Genomic DNA, 19,531 nt, shown 5'->3' with positions numbered 1-19,531 from the left:
ATTCCTTAAGGTAATATTTATTACCATTTAAGTATGCATACTTCGTCGTCCGGGCTTGCGCTGATGCAAGGCCTGCGGCGACGTCCGTGTTTCATCCACGAGGAAAAGCGCAGTGATCGATATAAAAACCTTCACGTTGGTAATGGCCGTGGGCAATATTGCCTTCGCCATGCTGATGGCAGGTTACCTGCGTTCCGGCACGGCCCATCCGGCCATGCGCAAGTGGAAGTGGGCCAAGCTGGTGCAGGGCGCGGCCAATCTGGTCGCTTACCTGCAGACCGACGGCGCGCCGTTGTGGACGGGCCTGGGCGCGTCCACGGTGCTGATGCTGGGCATCACGATCGAAGCGGCCGCCTACTGCGATTTTTTGGGCCACCAGCGCTGGCGGCGCCTGCTGTATCCGCTCACGGCCGTGGCGCTGTTGCTGTACCACCTGGGGGCGCTGGGCGGCGCCGGCGCGCGCGAACTGGGCGCGATGCTGTCGCTGATGATCGCCCTGTTCAGCGGCGCCATGGCGGCCGCGCTGCTGCGTCCGGGCCGCGCGGCCTCGCACCTGCAGCGCATCATCGGCGTCAACAACCTGGCGTTCGCGGCAGCGATGACCATGCGGGCCTGCTTCAGTTCGGCCGGCATGGTGCTCGGCGCCGGCACGCCGGGTGTGGTGCAGAGCGTCGCGTACATCGCCGGCTACCTCCTGATGATCGTCAACGGCTTCGGCTTTCTGCTGCTGTGCAAGGAGAAGGATGACCGCGCGATGGTGCTGCTGGCCACCATCGACAGCCTCACGGGCCTGGTCAACCGGCGCGCGTTTTTCGAGCGTACCGAGAGCGCGCGCATGCTCGCCGCGCGCCTTCGCAGCCCGGTCGCGCTGATGATGCTCGACCTGGATCATTTCAAGAGCCTGAACGACCGCTTCGGACACGCCGCCGGCGACGACGCGCTGTGCGTGTTCAGCGCCACCGCGCAGGCCACCTTGCGCGAGCATGACATCATGGGCCGGCTCGGTGGCGAGGAATTCGCGCTGGTGATGCCAGGGACTTGCCTGACCGGCGCGCTGCAGGCGGCCGAGCGGCTGCGCCAGGCGGTGCTCGCGGCGCGCCTGCCGGCCCTGGACGACGCGTATGCGATGACAGTCAGTATCGGGGTGGTGGCGATCGAGCAGGGCGAGCATATCAACGCGGCACTGGCGCGCGCCGACCATGCGCTGTACGCGGCCAAGAGCGCGGGGCGCAACCGGGTCGAGTTGGGGCAGCCGGTGCAGCCGATACAGCAGTGCGCCTGATCCCCGTCGTTAGCCCGTCGTTCCCGCCGAGTGCCGCCTTGGCGCGGGAAGTCGTTTCTGCCAATGGCAGGAACGACGGGGGTCAGCGATCCAGATCCAGCATCCGCTTCACCTCCACCAGCGGCTCCAGGTGACTGGTCAGCAGCACCCACGCATCCTGCCTTGCTCCGCGTTCGCCCAACTGGGCGCGCAGGTATTCCACGGCCGCCGCATCGAGTCCGTTGAACGGCTCGTCGAGCAGCAGCAGGCGCACCGGCAAGGCCAGCGCCAGCGCCAGCTGCACCTTCTTGTGCTGCCCCAGCGACAAGGTCGACAGCGCCTGTCCCAAGGTGCCCACCACCCCGAACGCTTCCAGCTGGCGCTCGACCAGGCGCGCTTGGGCGTCCGGATACAGCGCCAGATGCAGGTCGAGGAATTCCTGCACGGTCAGCCATGGCAGGTCCGGCAGGTCGCCGCCGCAGTAAAACGTCGCCAGCCGGTAGGCCAGCGGCTGCGCCGCGCAATCGACGCCGCCCAGCGCGATGCTGCCGCGCTTGGGCGCGAGCGCGCCGGCCACCAGCTTGAGCAAGGTGGTCTTGCCCATGCCGTTGGCCCCGCGCAGCCAGGTGATGCCCGCTTCGATCGCCGCTGAAAAATCGCTGAACACCGGACGCGTATCGAAATGAAAATGCAGCCCCTCGATGCGCAGCAGCGGCTGCTGTTCTACTTCCATAATTCGCTCCCTAGCGCAGTCAATACCAGAATCTGGACCAGCACCAGGCCGACCCGCCCGCGCGCCGTGAAGCGCGGCAGCGCCACCAGCAGGACTTGGGCCAGGCAGCCGAGGACCAGGTAGGCGCGCCCGGCTGGCCGTCCCCACAGGCCATGCGGCGCGCCGCCCGCGAACACGATCGCCAGCACCAGCAGCGCCGGCAGCAGCGCGAACGCGCGCGCCGCCAGCGCCACCGAACGTCCTTGCAGGGGCCAGGCCGCCATGACCGGGCGCAGCGCGGCAAGCTGCTCGCGCACGGCCTTGTCGCCACGATCGGTGAGCAGCACCATCAGCGCGCTGGTGGCCAGCGCCAGCACGGCGCGCGCGATGCCCGGCGGCGCCTGCATCCACGGCAGCGCCGCGCCCACGGCCCCCGCCAGCAACAGGGTTTGCTGGCGGCCGACCATGTTTTCGTTGCGCCAGAAGGGCAGCCAGAACAAACGATGCCACAGCATGACGACGCGCGCTCGCCAGCGGCGCGCTTCGTAGCGCAGCGGCGGCGGCGCCAGGCGGCGCTGCCAGGGTGCGCCGGACGGGGCGCGGCGCGCGCGCAGCGACAGCAGCGCGACCACGCAGGCGTACGTGAGCATCAGCGAGAACACGGTTCCGAGCACGCCGCGCAGCGGCAGCAGCCAGGCGGGCCGCTGCCACAGCCAGACCGTGGCCGACACCGCGTACAGCAGCGCCAGCGGCCCCACCATCATGGCGGCGACCAGCGCGTCGGCCGCCAGCTGCGTGGCGGGCGGCAGCGGCAGGCGGCGCACCCAGTACACCACGTCGAGCGGCAGCACGCGCTTGCGCAGCAGGAGCGCCGGCAGGGCCATCGCCAGGCCATGCGCGATGAGCAGGCCGATGGCTTGCGCGGCGGGCAGGGAGGCGGCGTACATGGGGGGCAGGGCGACCAGCGCGAACAGGCCGATGAGAACCTGGGCGAACACCAGCAGCATGATCTCGGCCGAGCTTTTCAGGCTGGCGGCAAAGCGCTGGAACGCGTGGACGGCGAGGCGGCGGCGAAACGTGACGTAGGCGTGGGCCAAGGCGGTTCCGAAGGTGAAGAAGAAACGGGAAAAGAAAAAGGGCCCGACGAATCGGGCCCTTCTTTGATGCTGGCGGAGCGGACGGGACTCGAACCCGCGACCCCCGACGTGACAGGCCGGTATTCTAACCAACTGAACTACCACTCCGTGTTACTCTGATCGGTACTGCTGATCATGATGCCCCGTCTCTGATGGTGGTGGGTGCTGAGAGGCTCGAACTCCCGACCCGCGCCTTGTAAGGGCGCTGCTCTACCAACTGAGCTAAGCACCCAAACTCGCTTACCTCAGAGACTGCATCCGACGTTTGTCACCACGTCTGAAGAGGCCCGAATCATATCCAAGGTTTTGGAAGTGCGCAAGGGTTTTTGCGAAAAAACGAAAAATCCCCGCGCCCCCGGCGCCCGCGTCGGGCCCGGATTACTCCTTGATGCCCCACTGCGACAGCATCCACGCCATGTTGAAGGCGCCTTCCTTGACCGCGTTGTAACGCCCGGACGCGCCACCGTGGCCGGCGCCCATGTTCGTCTTGAGCAGCAGAGGATTGCTGTCGGTCTTGGAGGCACGCAGCTTGGCGACATACTTGGCCGGCTCCCAGTACATCACCTGGCTGTCGTTCAGGCCCGTGGTCACCAGCATGGCCGGATAGGCCTTGCGCTCGATGTTATCGTACGGCGAGTAGCTGCGCATGTAGTCGTAGGCGGCTTTCTCGGTCGGGTTGCCCCATTCGAGGTACTCGCCGGTGGTCAGGGGCAGGCTGGCGTCCATCATGGTGTTCATCACGTCGACGAAGGGCACGGCCGCATGCACCGCGTGGAACAGCTCCGGGCGCATGTTGACCACGGCGCCCATCAGCAGGCCACCGGCGCTGCCGCCCTGGATGATCAGGCGATTCGGGCTGGTCCATTTTTCCTTGACCAGGTAATCGGCGGCGTCGATGAAATCGTAGAAGGTGTTCTTCTTTTTCATCAGCATGCCGTCGTCGTGCCAGGCTTCGCCCATGTCGGTGCCGCCGCGGATGTGCGCCTGCACGTAGATCACGCCGCGTTCCAGGAGGCTGATGCGGCTGATCGAAAACCCGGCTTCGGTCGGAATCCCGTATGAGCCGTAGGAGTACAGCAGCAGCGGCGCGGCGCCGTCGAACTTCACGCCCTTCTTGTAGACGGCCCACAGCGGCACCTTGACGCCGTCGCGCGCGGTGACCCACAGACGTTTGCTTTCATAGCGGGTCGGATCGTAGCCGCCCACCACCTCGGTGCGTTTGAGGACGGTGCGCTCGCCGCTGGCCATGTCCACATCGAGCACGGTCGACGGTGTCACCGGCGACTGGTAGGCCATGCGGTAGCTGGTGGCGTCCCAGGCAGGGGTGGGCATGCGCGTGGCCATGTAGACCGGATCGTCGAACTGCACCGTCTTCCACGATTTGGTCTTGAAGCTGTAGATGCGCGCGCGGTTGAGCGCATTCGATTTTTCCATCACCACCAGGAAGTCGCGGAACGCGTCGACTTCGCGCACCATGACCGTTGGGTCGTGCTTGACCAGCTCTTTCCAGAACTTGGGGCCGGGCGTGGCCAATGGCGCGCGCACGATGCGGAAATTTTTCGCATCCTTGTTGGTCGTGATGAACAATTCGCCGTTGCGGTGTTCGACGTTGTAGCGGTGGCCTTTTTCGCGTCCCAGAACGGAACGGAATTTGCCATTGGGCTGGTCGGCCGGCAGCATGCGCACCTCGCTGGTATCGGTCGCGCCGATATCGAGGACGATGAACTTGCGGTCGCGCGAGGCTTCCACCTGCACGTTGAACTGCTCGACCGGCTCGTGGTACACCTCGACCGGCTTGGCGCCGAGCGTCATGCGGAACAGGCGGTCGGAGCGCTTGGTGGTGGCGTCTTCCTGGGTGAAAAAGATGGTCTTGTTGTCGAGCGCCCACGCGACCGAGTTCACGCGCGGCACACTGTCGGCCAGCAGCTTGCCGGTCTTGAGGTCCTTGACGTGCAGGTCGAACTGACGGTAGCCGGTGGTATCGGTGGTGTACACCAGCAGCGACTCGTCCGGGCTGATGAAGGTGCCCGCCACGGCGAAGAACTTCTGGCCTTCGGCCAGCTCGTTCTGGTTCAGCAGGATTTCCTCGGGCGCCTTGTCGTCGTAGGCCAGATTGGCGCCAGCCAGGCGGCGGCAGTTGATCGGGTACTGCTTGCCCGCTTCGAAGCGGTTGTAGTAGTAGTATTTGCCGATGCGCGCCGGGACCGACAGGTCGACTTCCTGCATGCGGCCCTTGATCTCGGCGAACAGCTTGTCCGACAGCGGGGCGATATCGGACGTCATCGCTTCGGTGTAGGCGTTTTCGGCGTTCAGGTGGGCGATGACCTTGGGGTCTTCTTTCTTTTGCAGCCAGCGGTAGTCGTCGGTGACGACCTCGCCGTGGCGCGTTTCCTGCCACGCGGCCTTGGCCGCCACCGGTGGCGTCGGGCTGTCGGCGGCGAAGGCCGGGAAGGTACTGGACATGGCGATCATCAGTGCGGTAAGAAGGGTAGGGATTTTTGGGGACGGCACGAACACTCCTGAAAGATATTTTTGTGTCAATATCATAGGCCGGCGGCCGCCAAAAACATAGCGATTTCGCAAGCGCGTTGCGCCCCATCCACCGAGGATCCCGATGACCGATACCAGCGCCCAGCGTGCCTTGCTCCTTGAGCTGTTTCACAGCGCGCTGGCGGCGGTCGACCCGCTGGCGGTGCTGGCGCCGCACCTGCCGGCCCCGCCCAAGGGGCGCACCATCGTCATCGGCGCCGGCAAGGCCGCCGCGCGCATGGCGCAGGCGGTCGAGCGGCACTGGCAGGGCGAGATCGGCGGCCTGGTCGTGACGCGCTACGGCCACGGGGCGCCGACCCGGCATATCGAGGTGATCGAAGCGGGCCATCCGGTGCCGGACCAGGCCAGCACCACAGCCGCGCGGCGCATGCTGGCGCTGGTGCGCGGCCTGGGCGAGGACGACCTGGTGCTGTGCCTCATGTCCGGCGGCGGCTCGGCGCTGCTGTCCTTGCCCGCGCCCGGCATGACGCTTGACGACAAGCGCGACCTGACCCGCCGCTTGCTGGCTTGCGGCGCGCCGATCGGCGAGATCAATTGCGTGCGCCGCCACCTGTCCGCGATCAAGGGTGGACGCCTGGCGCTGGCCTGCCATCCGGCGCGCGTGGTGACCCTGGTGGTGTCCGACGTGCCGGGAGACGATCCGGCGGTGGTGGCGTCCGGACCCACCATCCCGGACGGCAGCAGCGCCGCCGATGCGCTGGCGGTGCTGGGCAAATACGGCATTGCCGTCTCGCCCGCGGTGCGCGCGGTGCTGGAAGATGCGGCGCTGGCCGCGCCGGCAATCGGCGATGCGCGCCTGCGCGGCAATCGGGCGGTCGTCATCGCCACCGCCCAGCAGGCGCTCGACGCGGCAGCCGGCGCGGCGCGCGCGGCCGGCTACACGCCGCTGATCCTGAGCGGGTGCATGGAAGGCGAGGCGCGTGAAGTCGCCATCGTCCACGCGGGCATTGCGCGCCAGGTGGCCGCGTACGGGCAGCCGGTGCCTGCGCCGTGCGTGATCCTGTCGGGCGGCGAGACCACGGTCACCGTGCGCGGCGGCGGGCGCGGAGGGCGCAATGCGGAGTTTCTGCTGGCGCTCGCCATCGCGCTCAAGGGCATGGCTGGTGTGCATGCGATTGCCTGCGATAGCGACGGCATCGATGGCACCGAGAACAACGCGGGGGCGTTGCTCGATCCGCACTCGCTGGCCCGCGCCGCGCTGGCCGGGGTGGATGCGGGCGCGCGCCTGATCGACAACGACGGCTACAGCTTTTTCGCGGCGTTGGGCGACTTGGTGGTGACGGGGCCCACCCGCACCAACGTCAACGACTTCCGCGCGATCCTGGTCGAGGCGCGGGCCGGTTGATTACCTGGGAGGTAATCGCCACGCCAGCGCGGGTGTCCGACAATGGTGTCACCGTATCGCGCTGCCCAACCAAGGAGACCCGCCATGACCCATTCCCCCGCCCCCGGCTTTATCCGCACCACCGATTGCGTCGACCTGTTTTACCGCGACTGGGGTAGCGGCGCGCCGGTGCTGTTCGTGGGCGGCTGGTCGCTGCCGTCGGATGCATGGAATTACCAGATGCTGGCGCTGTCGCGGCAAGGGTTGCGCTGCATTGCATTCGACCGTCGCGGGCATGGCCGCTCCAGCGATCCGGGCAAGGGCTACGACTTCGATACCCTGGCCGGCGACCTGGCCGCCGTGATCGACACGCTCGACCTGCACGGCGTGACCCTGGTCGCGCATTCGATGGGCTGCAATGAGGTGGTGCGCTATCTGAGCCGGTTTGGCGGTGCGCGGGTGGCGCGGATTGTGTTGATGGGGCCAATGACGCCGATGATCATGCGCTCCGACGACAATCCGCAAGGCCTTGACGGCGCGCTGTTCGAGTTCTTTCGCGAGCAGCAGCTCAATGGCGATTTCCCGCGCTGGATCGACGACAACGCGCTGCCCTTCCTGACGCCGGATGCCTCGCCGGGAATGGTGCGCTGGCTGCGCCAGCTGGCGCTGGCGTGCTCGCACAAGGCGCTGCACGATTGCCACGTGGCGGTCCAGCATGCGGACATGCGCGAGGAACTGGCGCGGGTGGCGCTGCCGGCCTTGATCATCGCGGGGGTGCTCGATGTCAGCGCGCCGCTGGAGCTGACCGCGCGCCCTACCGCGGCGCTGATCGAAGGGGCGCGCCTGGCGGTGTACGACGATGCGGCGCACGGGATGTTCGTGACGCATGCGGCGCGGGTGAACGCGGATCTGCTGGAGTTTATCGGTGCGGCCGCATAGTCCGTCGTCTTTGGCAATGCCAGGGGCGACGGGGCGGCGGCCTGCGACGCTATCGAAGACGGGATAACAGGACAAGGCCATGACCACAGCAAGCGAATCGACTCCCTCGCGCGACCAGTACTTCGGCGATTTTTCTGCGGCGCTGCGCTACTGGCGCGGCAAGCGCGGCTACAGCCAGCTGCACCTGTCCAGCGTGAGCGAGGTCTCGCAGCGCCACATCAGCTTCCTCGAAAGCGGGCGCGCGCATCCGAGCAGGGAATTGATCCTCAAGCTCGGCGTGGCGCTCGAGGTGCCGCTCAGGCAGCGCAACATCATGCTGCTGGCCGCCGGCTTCGCTCCCGCCTACCAGGAGCGCACCTTGTCCGACCCCGAACTGGCCTCGGTGCGGCAAGCGCTCGACTTCATGCTGGCGCAGCAGGCGCCGTATCCGGCGCTGGTGGTCGACCGCCTGTGGAATCTGCAGCTCCACAACGAACCCGCCGCCCGCCTGTTCGGCTGGCTGCTCGGCTTGCCCGCCGGCCAGGCCATCCCCGGCAACGGCGCCCTCAACGTGCTCAGGCTGATGCTCGACCCCGCCGGCCTGCGCCCGTATCTGGTCAACTGGGAAGCCGTGTGCGCCGATGCGCTGCACTGGATCCAGCGCGAAGCCATGGGCGACGGCCCCGGCAGCGAAGCGACCACCCTGCTGGCCGAACTGGCCGCCTTGCCCGGCATCGACACGATCGGCGCGGCCGCCCATCCGCCCAACCTCGACCGGCGCGCGCTGCCGTTCCTGCCGCTGACGATCCGCAAGGACGACATCGAACTGAACGTGTTTACCACCATCACCACCATGGGTACGCCGCACGATGTCACCGTGCATGAATTGCGGATTGAATCGTTTTTTCCCGCCGATGAAGGCAGCAAAGCGTGGTTTATTGAAAAAAATGTTGCGTTAAGATCACGCCGCGCCTGAACTTCCTTGCCATTCACGGCGGTGATGACAGAAAATACCGGCTTCCGCCATACCAGGTCGGCAACATACAGACATCGACAAGATGCGCTGCCGACGGCGTCCATCGCCGCGCGCGTTTGCTGCATGCGAGAACGTCCAGAAAAAGAGTAGAGCAGGAGACAGGAAACCCTTCGTCGTACGCTTCATCAACTTTTTCCAGGGAACTCGAATGATCAAGATGTCCAAGATGCACAAGCGTGTTATCGGCGCGCACGGCGCCGTGCTGGCCCTGACCGCACTGCTGCCGATCGCCTCGGCCATGGCCCAGGCCCAAGCCGCTCCGGAACTGCAAACCGTCACCGTGACGGCCCAGCGCCGTACCGAGAACATCAAGGAAGTGCCGGTGTCGGTCAGCATGCTCAAGGATGAGAAGCTCGACGTGATCGTTTCCGGCGGCCAGGACATTCGCGTGCTGGCCGGTAAAGTGCCGAGCCTGAACGTGGAATCGTCGAACGGGCGCACCTTCCCGCGTTTTTACATCCGCGGTTACGGCAATACCGACTTCAACACCTTCGCGTCCCAGCCGGTGTCGCTGATTTACGACGACGTCGTGCAAGAAAACCCGATCCTGAAAGGCTTCCCGATTTTCGACCTGGCCGGCGTGGAAGTGCTGCGCGGTCCGCAGGGCACCCTGTTCGGCCGCAATACGCCGGCTGGCGTGGTCAAGTTTGAATCGGAAAAGCCGAAGCTCGACAAATTCGGCGGTTACTACAACGCGTCCATCGCGACCCACAACACGGTCAACCTCGATGGCGCCGTGAACGTGCCGCTGAGCAAAGAATGGGCGGCGCGCTTCTCCACCCTGCGCCAGCACCGCGACGATTTCGTCGACAACACCTTCACCGGCCAGGACAATGCGCTGGAAGGCTACAACGAGCACGCCGAACGCCTGCAAGTGCTGTACAACCCGGGCGCCGGCTTCAATGCCCTGTTCAATGCGCACCAGCGTTCGACTACGGGCAGCTCGCGTTTGTTCCGCGCCAATATCATCAAAAAAGGCACGAACGAGCTGGTCGACGGTTTCGATGCCGACAAGATCGCCAACAATGGCCTGAACTTCCAGGCCTTGCGCACCAACGGCGCCAACGTGCGCCTGTCGTGGGACCTGGGCGCGGTCAAGCTGTACTCGGTGACCGGCTATGAAGGCGTGGACCACTACCTGAGCCGCGGCGACATCGACGGCGGCGTGCCCACCGGCCCCGGAGTGATCCCGTTTCAGGTTGAAACCGCCGGCGGCATCGCCGACGTCAAGCAATACAGCCAGGAATTCCGGGTCGAGTCCAAGAACAGCGGCCCGATGAATTGGCAGGCTGGTGTGTACTACTATAGTGAAGACGCCAACGGTTTCAGCAATAACTACAACAGCACGACCGGCGCGCAAACCTCGCACCTGGCCAGCCACCAGAAGAATACCGCCTGGGCGGGCTTCGGCTCGGTCAACTACGCTGTCAGCGATGCATTCACCCTGCGCGGCGGCCTGCGCTATACCAACGACAAGAAGGATTTCAACACCGTGTCGGCGGTCAATGTGGTGCAGATCGGACCGGCCGCGGTCGGCGAAAGCAGCAACAAGGCCAACTGGGACGTGAGCGGCACCTATAAGCTGAACAAGGACGTCAATGTGTACGCGCGCGTGGCAACCGGTTTCCGTGCGCCGAGTATCGCGGCGGCCTCGGCCTCGGTGCCGATCACCGTGGCCGACGCCGAAACCATCACCTCGGTGGAAGCGGGTGTGAAAGCCGACCTGCTGAACCGGCGCGCGCGCGTGGCCTTCAGCCTGTACGACTACCGGGTCAAGAACCAGCAGCTGACCGTGGTCGGCGGCAACTCCAACGTCAACCGCCTGATCAACGCGGCCAAGACCAACGGCCGTGGTGCCGAGCTCGACTTTGAAGGCTTCGTAACCAGCAACTTCAAGGTCTCGGCCGGCGGCAGCTACAACTTCACCGAAATCCGCGACGGCAGCTTGTCGGTCAACAAGTGCGCGCAGTGCACCATCACCAATCCGGTCAATGCGGCCGGCCGCGTCGTGATCGATGGCAATCCATTGCCGCAGGCACCGACATGGATCGTGAACGGTACCGCGCGCTATTCGATGGAAGTGGGCGAAGGCCAACTGTTCGTGTTCACCGACTGGGCTTACCGCAGCAAGATCAATTTCTTCCTGTACGAAGCGAAAGAATTCACCGGCAAGCCGCTGGTCGAAGGCGGCCTGCGCGTGGGCTACACCTGGGATAGCGGCAAGTATGAAGTGGCAGCGTATGGCCGCAACATCACCGGCACCGAGCGCATCGTCGGCGCTATCGACTTCAACAACCTGACCGGCTTCACCAACGAGCCGCGCCTGTGGGGCGTTCAGTTCAAGGGCAACTTCTAAAAAGCGTTGCCTGTCAGTAAAAAAGCCGCGAGCGATCGCGGCTTTTTTTTGGGACCGGCAGCGCAGGAATGCGGCTCAGCCCCTGTCCGGAATCGCCCCACCCGGAAGGAGGCGCCGGCTCAAGCCTGTAGGAGATGTTCATCGCCTTCTGTCAGACCGGAGCGTCAGCCCAGGTAAGCCAGCGCCGGCTTGTCTGCCCGCCTGTGGACGCACCGTGTTCCCCGCAAAAAATCCGATCTTGTATAGGCATCGTCCCGAACTTTCAGCCGATTCCGATGGTCTACAGCATATTCACGGTAGCACAAGAAATTGTTCTGAATCATACATCCGATCTCATCCTTGGTCCGGTAACAATCCGTTCATTGCCCATCGAAAACTGTTCATTTTTAGACAATTAACAGTCGAATGTTCAGAAATAGACAAAAATGAACAAACTTGCATTTGGAAAATGCCCAACATTGCCAAATTAACTTTGCTGCAGGAAAAATTTTTGGCTTTTTGTGTTGCGAAACAGCCGAATCCTGTTGGAAATTTCCAAAATTGGTCATGAATCGAAGTAATGTACAACGCTCGCTAACAAAAGGCGGGGCTACGTTGCAGAACAACGTGGAGACAATGGATAGGCGACAGCTAAACGCTGCCACCTCTCCTTTATAAAATGTTCATCGGAAAACTTAAGGAACGACAATGAAGCATTCGCAATCGAAGTACCCATCCTTTTTGAAATTTTGCGTCGCCGCCGTGATCACGGCCGGCCCGGTCTTCGCGCACGCCAGCGTGGGCGATATGACCATCAGCGCCAAGGCCGAGCCTGCTGCCACCAGCACCGACCGCATGATCGTCAAATACAAGGAAACCGGCCCTGTCGTGCCGGGCGCTACCCTCATGGCAGGTCCGAGCCAGGCACGTCTGGCGATCGTCCAGCGTTCCGGCCAGCAGTTCGGCCTGACCATGAAGGCGCTGCACACCACCGCCAATGGCGCCCATGTTCTCAAGCTCGACAAGAAAATGGACGTGAAGGACGTGGCCGCCATCGCGAAGGACTTGATGGAGCGCGATGCCAGCATCGAGTACGCTGAGCCGGACCGCATCATGCACCCCATGTTCACGCCGAACGATCCGCGTTACGCGGAGCAGTGGCACTACAGCGACACCACGGGCGGCCTGCGCCTGCCGGCGGCCTGGGATATCGCCACCGGCAGCGGCGTCGTCGTCGCCGTCATCGATACCGGCTTCCGTCCGCACGCCGACCTGGCCGGCCAGTTCGTGCCAGGCTACGACTTCATCACCGACACCGCCATCTCCAACGACGGCAACGGCCGCGACAGCGATGCCAGCGATCCGGGCGACGCCGTCGCCGCCGGCGAGTGCGGCAACGGCAAGCCGCTGCAGGCGCAATCGTCGAGCTGGCACGGTACCCACGTGGCTGGCACCATCGCCGCCAAGACCAACAATGGTCTGGGCGTCGCCGGCGTCGCCTTCAACGCCAAGGTCCTGCCACTGCGCGTACTGGGCAAATGCGGCGGTTACACCTCCGACATCGCCGATGCGATCACCTGGGCGTCGGGCGGAACCGTCGCCGGCGTGCCAGCCAATCCCAACAAGGCGCGCGTGATCAATATGTCGCTCGGCGGCGGTGGCGCTTGCGACACCACGACCCAGACCGCCATCAACGGCGCCCGTTCGCGCGGCACCGTGGTGATCGTCGCTGCCGGTAACGACAACATGAACGTCAGTAACGCGAGCCCGGCGAACTGCTCGGGTGTGGTGGCGATTGCCGCGACCACCAAGGCCGGCGGGCGTGCTTCGTACTCGAACTACGGCACCCTGATCGACGTTGCCGCGCCTGGTGGCGACACCGGCGCCCTGATCCTGTCGACCCTGAACGCCGGCAGCACCGCGCCGGGCGCCGACAGCTACGCCAGCTATGCCGGTACCTCGATGGCGACCCCGCACGTGGCAGGTGTTGCCGCGCTGATGCTGTCGGTTAACCCAGCCTTGACCCCGGACGACATCGAAAGCAAGCTGAAGTCGACCGCACGTGCCTTCCCGGGTACCTGCAACAGCTGCGGCACCGGTATCGTCGATGCGCTGGCGGCCGTGAAGTCGGCTGGCGGCACCACGCCACCGGCAGGCACGACCATCAACGAAACCGAAGCCAATAACACGATGGCCTCGGCCAACGCGGTGACGGTCAGCGGCACTGTCGTCAAAGGCAACATGGGGACGAGTTCCGACTCCGACTACTTCGCTGTTCAAGTGCCAGCTGGCAAAACGCTGTCGGCAGCACTGACCATCGGCAGCAGCAGCGCCGACTACGATCTGTATGTCTACAACAGCGCGGGCACGCAGGTCGCTTCCAGCGAAAACGGTGCCGGCGTGGTCGACAGCCTCTCCACCACCAACACCGGCACCACCACCGTCACCCGTTATGTGCGCGTGATGTACTACAGCGGCGGCACGGGTGCCACCAGCGGCGCCTACTCGCTGAAACTGTCGTGGTAATGTAAGTCGATGCGGCGGCCTGGCCGCCGCATGAAAAAGGGGACGGGTGGCTTGCCACTCGTCCCCTTTTTACATCCGCCTTTCATGCCTTGCTTCACCTTGCCTGCTTACTCGTAGGCCCCCAGGCGGCGCTGCTCCTCGGCCGAAAAGTGCTGGTCGCGCACCTTCTGCAGCATCGCTTCCGGCGCCGCGCCCAGGCTGGCCCGCTGCGCCAGATAGGCCGTGATGCGGCCTTTCCATGCGCTTTCCTCGCGGTCGAGATCGGCCAGGCGGCCGGCCGCTTCCGGCGAAAATGCCGCCGCCCGCAGCCGGTACACTTCGTCGTCACCCGCGCCTTGTGCGCGCAGCTTCTGCACCGACGCTTCCGTCCGCATCACCCTGGTCGGCGCTTCGCGGTCGTCGCGCAGCGCGGCCGGCATGCGCTTGTCGAGCGCGGCCAGCTGCAGCTCGCGCTGCTCTGGCGTGAGCGCGCCGTTCTGGTCGATGTCCAGGCGCGCCAGCGCATCGGCATCGTAGGCGTCGGCGGCGCCGAACAAGCCGGCTGCGTCGGCGGCGCTGAAAAACTGAGGCCGCAGGCGCTGCTTCAGTTCCAGCCGCGCGCGCGCCGACTTGGCCAGGTCGGCCAACGGCACCAGGGACTTTTCCGCATCGGCCAGCGCCCGCTTGTAATCGAGATAGCTGGCCAGCAGGCGCTTGGCCTGGGCCGCCGGGCCGGGCGCCAGGCGACGGTCCAGCTCGCGCTCGATTTCAGCGCGGATGGCTTGCAAATCCTTTTCGCCCAGGCCGGCCAGATAGTAGTCGAACAAATGCCCCAGTTCGGCATCGACCACCAGCCGGCCTTCGGCGCTCTGGCGCAGGTCGCCGTCCGGCCTGGTGCCTTCCATCGAGCGCACGAACGCAAACGGGTCCGTGTGCGGCGGCGCCGCCGCCACGGCGGCCACCTCCGGCTTGGGATAAGCGACATACAGCGCGCTTGCCACCAGGGCGCCGGCGCCCAACCTTTTCCATTGCGTAGGTGCGCTCATGCCGCTCTCCTTACAGGCCGAGCGCCTGCAGGCGGTTCGCTTGCTGACGGAACACGGTCACCGGGCTGGTTTCGAACAGGTTGACAATGCCGATGAACTGGTTCACTTCATCGAGGTGGTTCATGGCGTAGTCATCGCGGATCACGCGTCCGAGGTGGCTGGAGCAGCTGCTGACCAGGCCATCGTTCTTGCCGCCGAAGGCCAGTCCGGTGAGCGCCAGGAACGGGTCGATTGCGTCGAACATATTGGTGTAGGGCTTGGCGCCGCTCCACGAGAAGTAATACACGCCGTTGACATGGTTGGCGCCTTCGCCGCAGGCGGTGGTCGGCACGCCCTGCGGATGGCGGGTGTTAAAGGCGAGCGAGCCGGCTGTGGTGAGCGACTTGAGCGCGGCTGCGCCATCCTGCGGCAAGCCGGAGCGGCCGGACAGGAAGTCCATCACCGCAGCCACCGCGTTGGCCAGCGCATTGCCCACATTGGGGGCGTTGCCGGTCAGGATGTCGGCAATCGCCGAGCCCTTGTTCACGCCGGCCACCGAGCTGACCGAAGCGACCAGATTCGGCGCCACCGAGGCGACGTAGCGCACGGTCGGTCCGCCATGGCTATGGCCGATCAGATTGACCTTGGCGGCGCCGGTGGCGGCCATGATCTGCTTCACTTGCGAGAGCAATTGTTCGCCGCGCACTTCGGTACTGTTGGCGCCCGAGACGGTGACGGTAAACACCTGGGCCCCGCCGCTGCGCAGCGCCGAGGGGATCTGGTAAAAGTACTCGATCGGCCCCAGTTTCTCGAAGCCGAACAGGCCGTGCACGAGCACAATGGGGTATTTGGTTTGCGTGTAACCCGCGGCCAGGGCCTGGGTGGGAACGACGAGGATGGCGATGAGAAAAACGGACAGGCACTTCCAAAAGCGATTCTTCATGTTGTCTCCATAGATTTTTGATTGAAGTCGACTACTGGAACTGGAGTTGCACAGTGCGAGCTGGGCATTCCTCCGGCTACCGGCGCGCGCTCTTGCGACGGCTGTGGCAAGAGAAACTACGAATTAGAGCGAGCGCTCGGTTTTTTTAATGTAGCACCGGCTTTTGGATAAAGCATCGCGCAGTGCAGCATCTGGAGGGGTTCTTTTGCTCATTGAATTGATGTGTGGTTTTAACGAGCTATAATCATTCCCGAAACCAACTCTAGCGGTAGATGCACATATGGGAACCTCGGTGTCCACCCGCTTCGACTTCGCCCAGTTTGAAAAGATGACGCCGCTCAACGGCGACACGATCTGGGCCTACATTGTTGACCACAACGCCGAGCGGATCGGCGTCAAGCGCCGCAAGCCGGCGCTGGAAAACATGGAAAAAATCTTTGCCGCGACATTCCGCCTGGCTAACGAAGTCGGCTTTCGCGCGATGAGCTTGCGCGACCTGTGCCGCGAGACGGGCTTGTCGATGGGCGGGCTGTACGGCTACATCGATAGCAAGGATCAACTGGCGGAAATGATCGAGGATGTGGTGCGCCATGCGAGCCAGGAATTGCCGCGCATGTTCCAGCATGTGCAGGCGCCCCTGGAACGGCTCGAATCCTTGGTGCGGGCGACGATTTACCTGTCCGAGATCTTGCAGCCGTGGTTTTACTTCGTGTACATGGATTCGCGCGTGCTCAGTTTCGAGCAGCGCGGGATGGCGAAAAATTCGGAGTTGTCGATCCAGGCAGAAATTGCCGAGATGATCGGCCAACTCTCGCCGGTGCCGGCTGGCAAGCCGGACTTGCTGGCGGCGCACATCGTGGCCATGTTCCAGGATTGGTATATCAAGCGCTGGAAATACCGGGCGGCCAAGGTGCATGTGGATGATTTTGCCGATAGCACGTTGGCGATGATCCGCAGTCACTTGAGTTAGCTGCTCCCCGGTCGTTCCCGCGCAGCGCCCGGTTTCAAGGAAACTCCTCAACTCTCTTGGAACCGTGCAAAGTCAGAGGCCGGTTTCAAATAGCGCTAACTTAAGCTCCGTCATTCCTGCCATTGGCAGAAATGACTTCCCGCGCAGGCGCACTGCTGTCCGGAATAAAGTGGGTTGACAACGTTAAAAGGGTTGCAGGTATTGGTTTACGAGGGTTAACCTCTGTTTGCCAACTTAAAAACCAAACCTGCAACATGTTCAGCATAACTACTTTTCAGCGTTTAATGAAGGGGCTCCCGCGAGGAACCTTCGCTCAACTAGTCGAACGGCACAATGCCGACAAATATTGCAAGAAGTTCGGGCATTGGGATCATCTCATTGCCATGCTCTACGCGCAGATCAGTGAGGCGAAGGGGTTGCGACCACTGGAGACTGGCTTCAACAGTCATGTCGCGCATCACTACCATCTTGGTACGTCAGCGATCAAGCGCTCCACCTTGGCTGACGCCAATGAGAATCGATCTGACACGGTGTTTAGTGATACCGCTGCCTGGTTGATGGGGAAGGTGTCGCGTAAGCTGCGCCAGCAAAGCAATGATCTGATGTATTTGCTTGACTCCACCTCGTTGACGTTGAAGGGACGGGAGTTTGAGAGGTGGACGCCCGAGAATAGCACTCGCAATACGCAAGGCTTGAAGCTGCACGTTTTGTATGATGCCCATGATGCAATCCCTGTCTGGCACGACATTAGCCACCCCAACGTCAATGACGTTGAACGGGCAGTTGACGTACCGCTCGAAGCGAACGCGCTCTATGTATTTGACAAGGGCTATTGCGATTTCAATTGGTGGAAATCCATTGACGAGGCCAACGCGCGCTTTGTTACTCGTTTCAAGAACAACGCCGCTGTCAACGTCCTGCAGAAATCGGACATCCCTGCTGATGATGCGCACATCGTGCTCAGCGACGAAATCGTTACTTTCAAGCACAAACGGCTCGGCGGAAAACGGATCAATCTCTACTTTGGGAAGCCTTTGCGCCGTGTCATCGTGGCGCGGCCGAACAAAGATACGCCCATCGTTCTGGCTACTAACGACTTCGACAGTAGTGCCATGGAAATTGCCCAGCACTACAAAAAGCGCTGGGCAATCGAGCTGTTCTTCAAATGGATCAAGCAGCACCTCAAGATCAAGCAGTTCCTCGGACGATCTGAAAACGCGGTCCGGATTCAGATACTTACCGCTCTCATCAGTTATTTGTTGGTTGCACTGTTCAACGAGTCCAACCGTGTGAAACGGACCCTGTGGGATTGCCTTTGCTTCGTCCGCGCAACCCTATTTCAACGTACGGACACCGAAGATTTACATGATCGCCGACGACGACAAGCGGCGCACGAATTCGCAGAAATTCAAGGATGCCTCTTCTCGTGAGCGCGTCAAGAAAATTATTCCGGACGACAGTGCGCGCAGGCGGGAATCCATAGCACATTGGATCATCAAAGGTGCTATGGGCTCCCGCCTCCGCGGGAGCGACGGTTTCGAGATTTGCGGTCAAAACTGCTCAACTTAGTGGCAAAGGCTAGTTCCTGGAGAGGCGGGAACGACGAGCTAGCGGGAACGACGGGCTAGCGGAAACGACGAGCTAGCGGGCCTCCGCCCCCTTCCAACTTGCAACAAATCGCATTTCAGTGAATACTGTATGCAATTACAGTAGTTGCCCTCAGCCGGGCACACCATAGCGCGTGAACGCCCCAGCCCGAAAAATCATCCATTGCGACTGCGACTGCTTCTACGCCGCCGTCGAAATGCGCGACAATCCCGCCCTGCGCGAGGTGGCGCTGGCCGTCGGCGGCCGGCCGGATCAGCGCGGCGTGGTGGCCACCTGCAACTATGAAGCGCGGCGCTACGGCATCCACTCGGCCATGGCCACCGCCCAGGCCCTCAAGCTGTGTCCCGACTTGGTGGTGATCCCGCCGGCCATGGAAAAATACCGCGTCGCCTCGCGCCAGATCCTGGCCATCTACGGCGACTATACCGACCTGGTCGAGCCGCTCTCGCTCGACGAAGCCTACCTCGACGTCTCCGACTCGCCCCACTGCAAAGGCAGCGCCACCCTGATCGCGCAGGAAATCCGCAAGCGCATTGTCGACACCGTCGGCATCACGGCCTCGGCCGGCGTGGCGCCCAACAAGTTCGTGGCCAAGATCGCCAGCGACTGGAACAAGCCCGACGGCCTGTGGCTGGTGCGCCCGGACCAGGTCGACGCCTTCGTCGCCGCCTTGCCGGTCAAGAAACTGCATGGGGTCGGCAAGGTCACCGCAGCCAAGCTCAACAAACTGGGCGCTCAAACCTGCGCCGACCTGCGCAGTTGGTCCCTGCTCGAACTGCAACACCACTTCGGCAGTTTCGGCACCCGGTTGCACGATTTGTGCCGCGGCATCGACGAGCGGGCCGTCTGCAATGAGCGCGAACGCAAGTCGGTCAGCGTCGAGGAAACTTACACGCCGGACGTGCCGGACCTGGCCGCCTGCATCGCCCTGCTGCCGGACCTGTTCGACAAGCTCAACGCGCGCATCGCCCGCGCCGGGGCAGGGAAAAGCGTGCAAAAGCTGTTCGTTAAACTTAAATTCGCCGATTTTCACCAGACCACCGTGGAATGTGTTGGCACCGCGCCACACATGGGGCAGTACGCCAGGCTGATGGAAACCGGCCATGCGCGCGGCAAGCAGCCTGTGCGCCTGCTGGGTGTCGGGGTGCGCCTGGGCGAGACCGAAAACCTCGAACAGTTAAGCCTGTTCGCCGATGCGGCCGTGTAAA

The 19,531-nt window shown here is 63.4% G+C and carries 14 protein-coding genes and 2 tRNA genes; 9 read left to right on the top strand and 7 right to left on the bottom strand.

Going from position 1 to position 19,531, the window contains the following annotated elements:
• Positions 1-112: 112 nt before the first annotated feature.
• Positions 113-1,282: a GGDEF domain-containing protein gene (locus tag IV454_RS06660; RefSeq protein WP_206090824.1), complete on the top strand. Its 1,170-nt coding sequence runs from the start codon at positions 113-115 to the stop codon at positions 1,280-1,282.
• A gap of 82 nt (positions 1,283-1,364) precedes the next feature.
• On the opposite strand, the gene IV454_RS06655 is transcribed toward IV454_RS06660, so the two are convergent.
• The 5 genes from IV454_RS06655 to IV454_RS06635 form a co-directional block, all read right to left on the bottom strand.
• The gene (locus IV454_RS06655) at positions 1,365-1,994 is read right to left on the bottom strand and encodes an ABC transporter ATP-binding protein (protein WP_206090823.1); all 630 of its coding nucleotides are present in this window, start codon (positions 1,992-1,994) and stop codon (positions 1,365-1,367) included.
• The gene (locus IV454_RS06650; protein ID WP_206090822.1) at positions 1,985-3,070 is read right to left on the bottom strand and encodes a hypothetical protein; all 1,086 of its coding nucleotides are present in this window, start codon (positions 3,068-3,070) and stop codon (positions 1,985-1,987) included. Before IV454_RS06650 ends, IV454_RS06655 begins: the two co-directional genes overlap by 10 nt.
• Positions 3,071-3,140: 70 nt before the next feature.
• Positions 3,141-3,217 (bottom strand) — tRNA-Asp (locus tag IV454_RS06645).
• A 48-nt stretch (positions 3,218-3,265) separates the two neighbouring features.
• Positions 3,266-3,341, bottom strand: a tRNA-Val gene (locus IV454_RS06640).
• A gap of 146 nt (positions 3,342-3,487) precedes the next feature.
• Positions 3,488-5,620 (bottom strand): S9 family peptidase, encoded by a 2,133-nt coding sequence (locus IV454_RS06635; RefSeq protein WP_229522100.1) that lies wholly within the window; start codon positions 5,618-5,620, stop codon positions 3,488-3,490.
• 103 nt (positions 5,621-5,723) lie between these two features.
• Between IV454_RS06635 and IV454_RS06630 the strand changes: the two genes are divergently transcribed.
• From IV454_RS06630 to IV454_RS06610, 5 genes are all read left to right on the top strand, one after another.
• A complete protein-coding gene (locus IV454_RS06630) occupies positions 5,724-7,004 on the top strand; it encodes a glycerate kinase type-2 family protein (RefSeq protein WP_206090821.1) in 1,281 nt (426 codons plus the stop codon).
• An 84-nt stretch (positions 7,005-7,088) separates the two neighbouring features.
• Positions 7,089-7,922: an alpha/beta fold hydrolase gene (locus IV454_RS06625; protein ID WP_054265210.1), complete on the top strand. Its 834-nt coding sequence runs from the start codon at positions 7,089-7,091 to the stop codon at positions 7,920-7,922.
• 79 nt (positions 7,923-8,001) lie between these two features.
• Positions 8,002-8,877: a helix-turn-helix domain-containing protein gene (locus IV454_RS06620; RefSeq protein WP_206090820.1), complete on the top strand. Its 876-nt coding sequence runs from the start codon at positions 8,002-8,004 to the stop codon at positions 8,875-8,877.
• A gap of 208 nt (positions 8,878-9,085) precedes the next feature.
• Entirely contained in the window at positions 9,086-11,293 is a 2,208-nt protein-coding gene (locus tag IV454_RS06615) for a TonB-dependent receptor (protein ID WP_206090819.1), read from the top strand.
• Positions 11,294-11,980: 687 nt separating this feature from the next.
• Positions 11,981-13,798: a S8 family peptidase gene (locus IV454_RS06610; RefSeq protein ID WP_206090818.1), complete on the top strand. Its 1,818-nt coding sequence runs from the start codon at positions 11,981-11,983 to the stop codon at positions 13,796-13,798.
• 107 nt (positions 13,799-13,905) lie between these two features.
• Here IV454_RS06610 and IV454_RS06605 read toward each other — a convergent pair whose 3' ends face one another.
• Together IV454_RS06605 and IV454_RS06600 are read right to left on the bottom strand one after the other, a co-directional pair.
• Positions 13,906-14,823 (bottom strand): lipase secretion chaperone, encoded by a 918-nt coding sequence (locus IV454_RS06605; RefSeq protein ID WP_206090817.1) that lies wholly within the window; start codon positions 14,821-14,823, stop codon positions 13,906-13,908.
• Positions 14,824-14,833: 10 nt separating this feature from the next.
• Entirely contained in the window at positions 14,834-15,745 is a 912-nt protein-coding gene (locus tag IV454_RS06600) for a lipase family alpha/beta hydrolase (RefSeq protein WP_054265205.1), read from the bottom strand.
• A gap of 280 nt (positions 15,746-16,025) precedes the next feature.
• Here IV454_RS06600 and IV454_RS06595 point away from each other — a divergent pair, with 280 nt between their 5' ends.
• The 3 genes from IV454_RS06595 (at position 16,026) to dinB (ending at position 19,530) form a co-directional block, all read left to right on the top strand.
• Positions 16,026-16,715: a TetR/AcrR family transcriptional regulator gene (locus IV454_RS06595; protein ID WP_229522099.1), complete on the top strand. Its 690-nt coding sequence runs from the start codon at positions 16,026-16,028 to the stop codon at positions 16,713-16,715.
• 131 nt (positions 16,716-16,846) lie between these two features.
• Positions 16,847-18,145 (top strand): IS4 family transposase, encoded by a 1,299-nt coding sequence (locus IV454_RS06590; protein ID WP_206090816.1) that lies wholly within the window; start codon positions 16,847-16,849, stop codon positions 18,143-18,145.
• Between the two features lie 311 nt (positions 18,146-18,456).
• Positions 18,457-19,530: a DNA polymerase IV gene (gene dinB, locus IV454_RS06585; RefSeq protein ID WP_206090815.1), complete on the top strand. Its 1,074-nt coding sequence runs from the start codon at positions 18,457-18,459 to the stop codon at positions 19,528-19,530.
• Position 19,531: the final 1 nt, after the last annotated feature.

Origin of the sequence: Massilia antarctica (assembly GCF_015689335.1) — a bacterium.
Lineage (GTDB): Bacteria > Pseudomonadota > Gammaproteobacteria > Burkholderiales > Burkholderiaceae_D > Telluria_A > Telluria_A antarctica.
The sequence above is the reverse complement of the archived record's forward strand: the minus strand, read 5'-3'. Positions and strand labels throughout refer to the sequence as shown.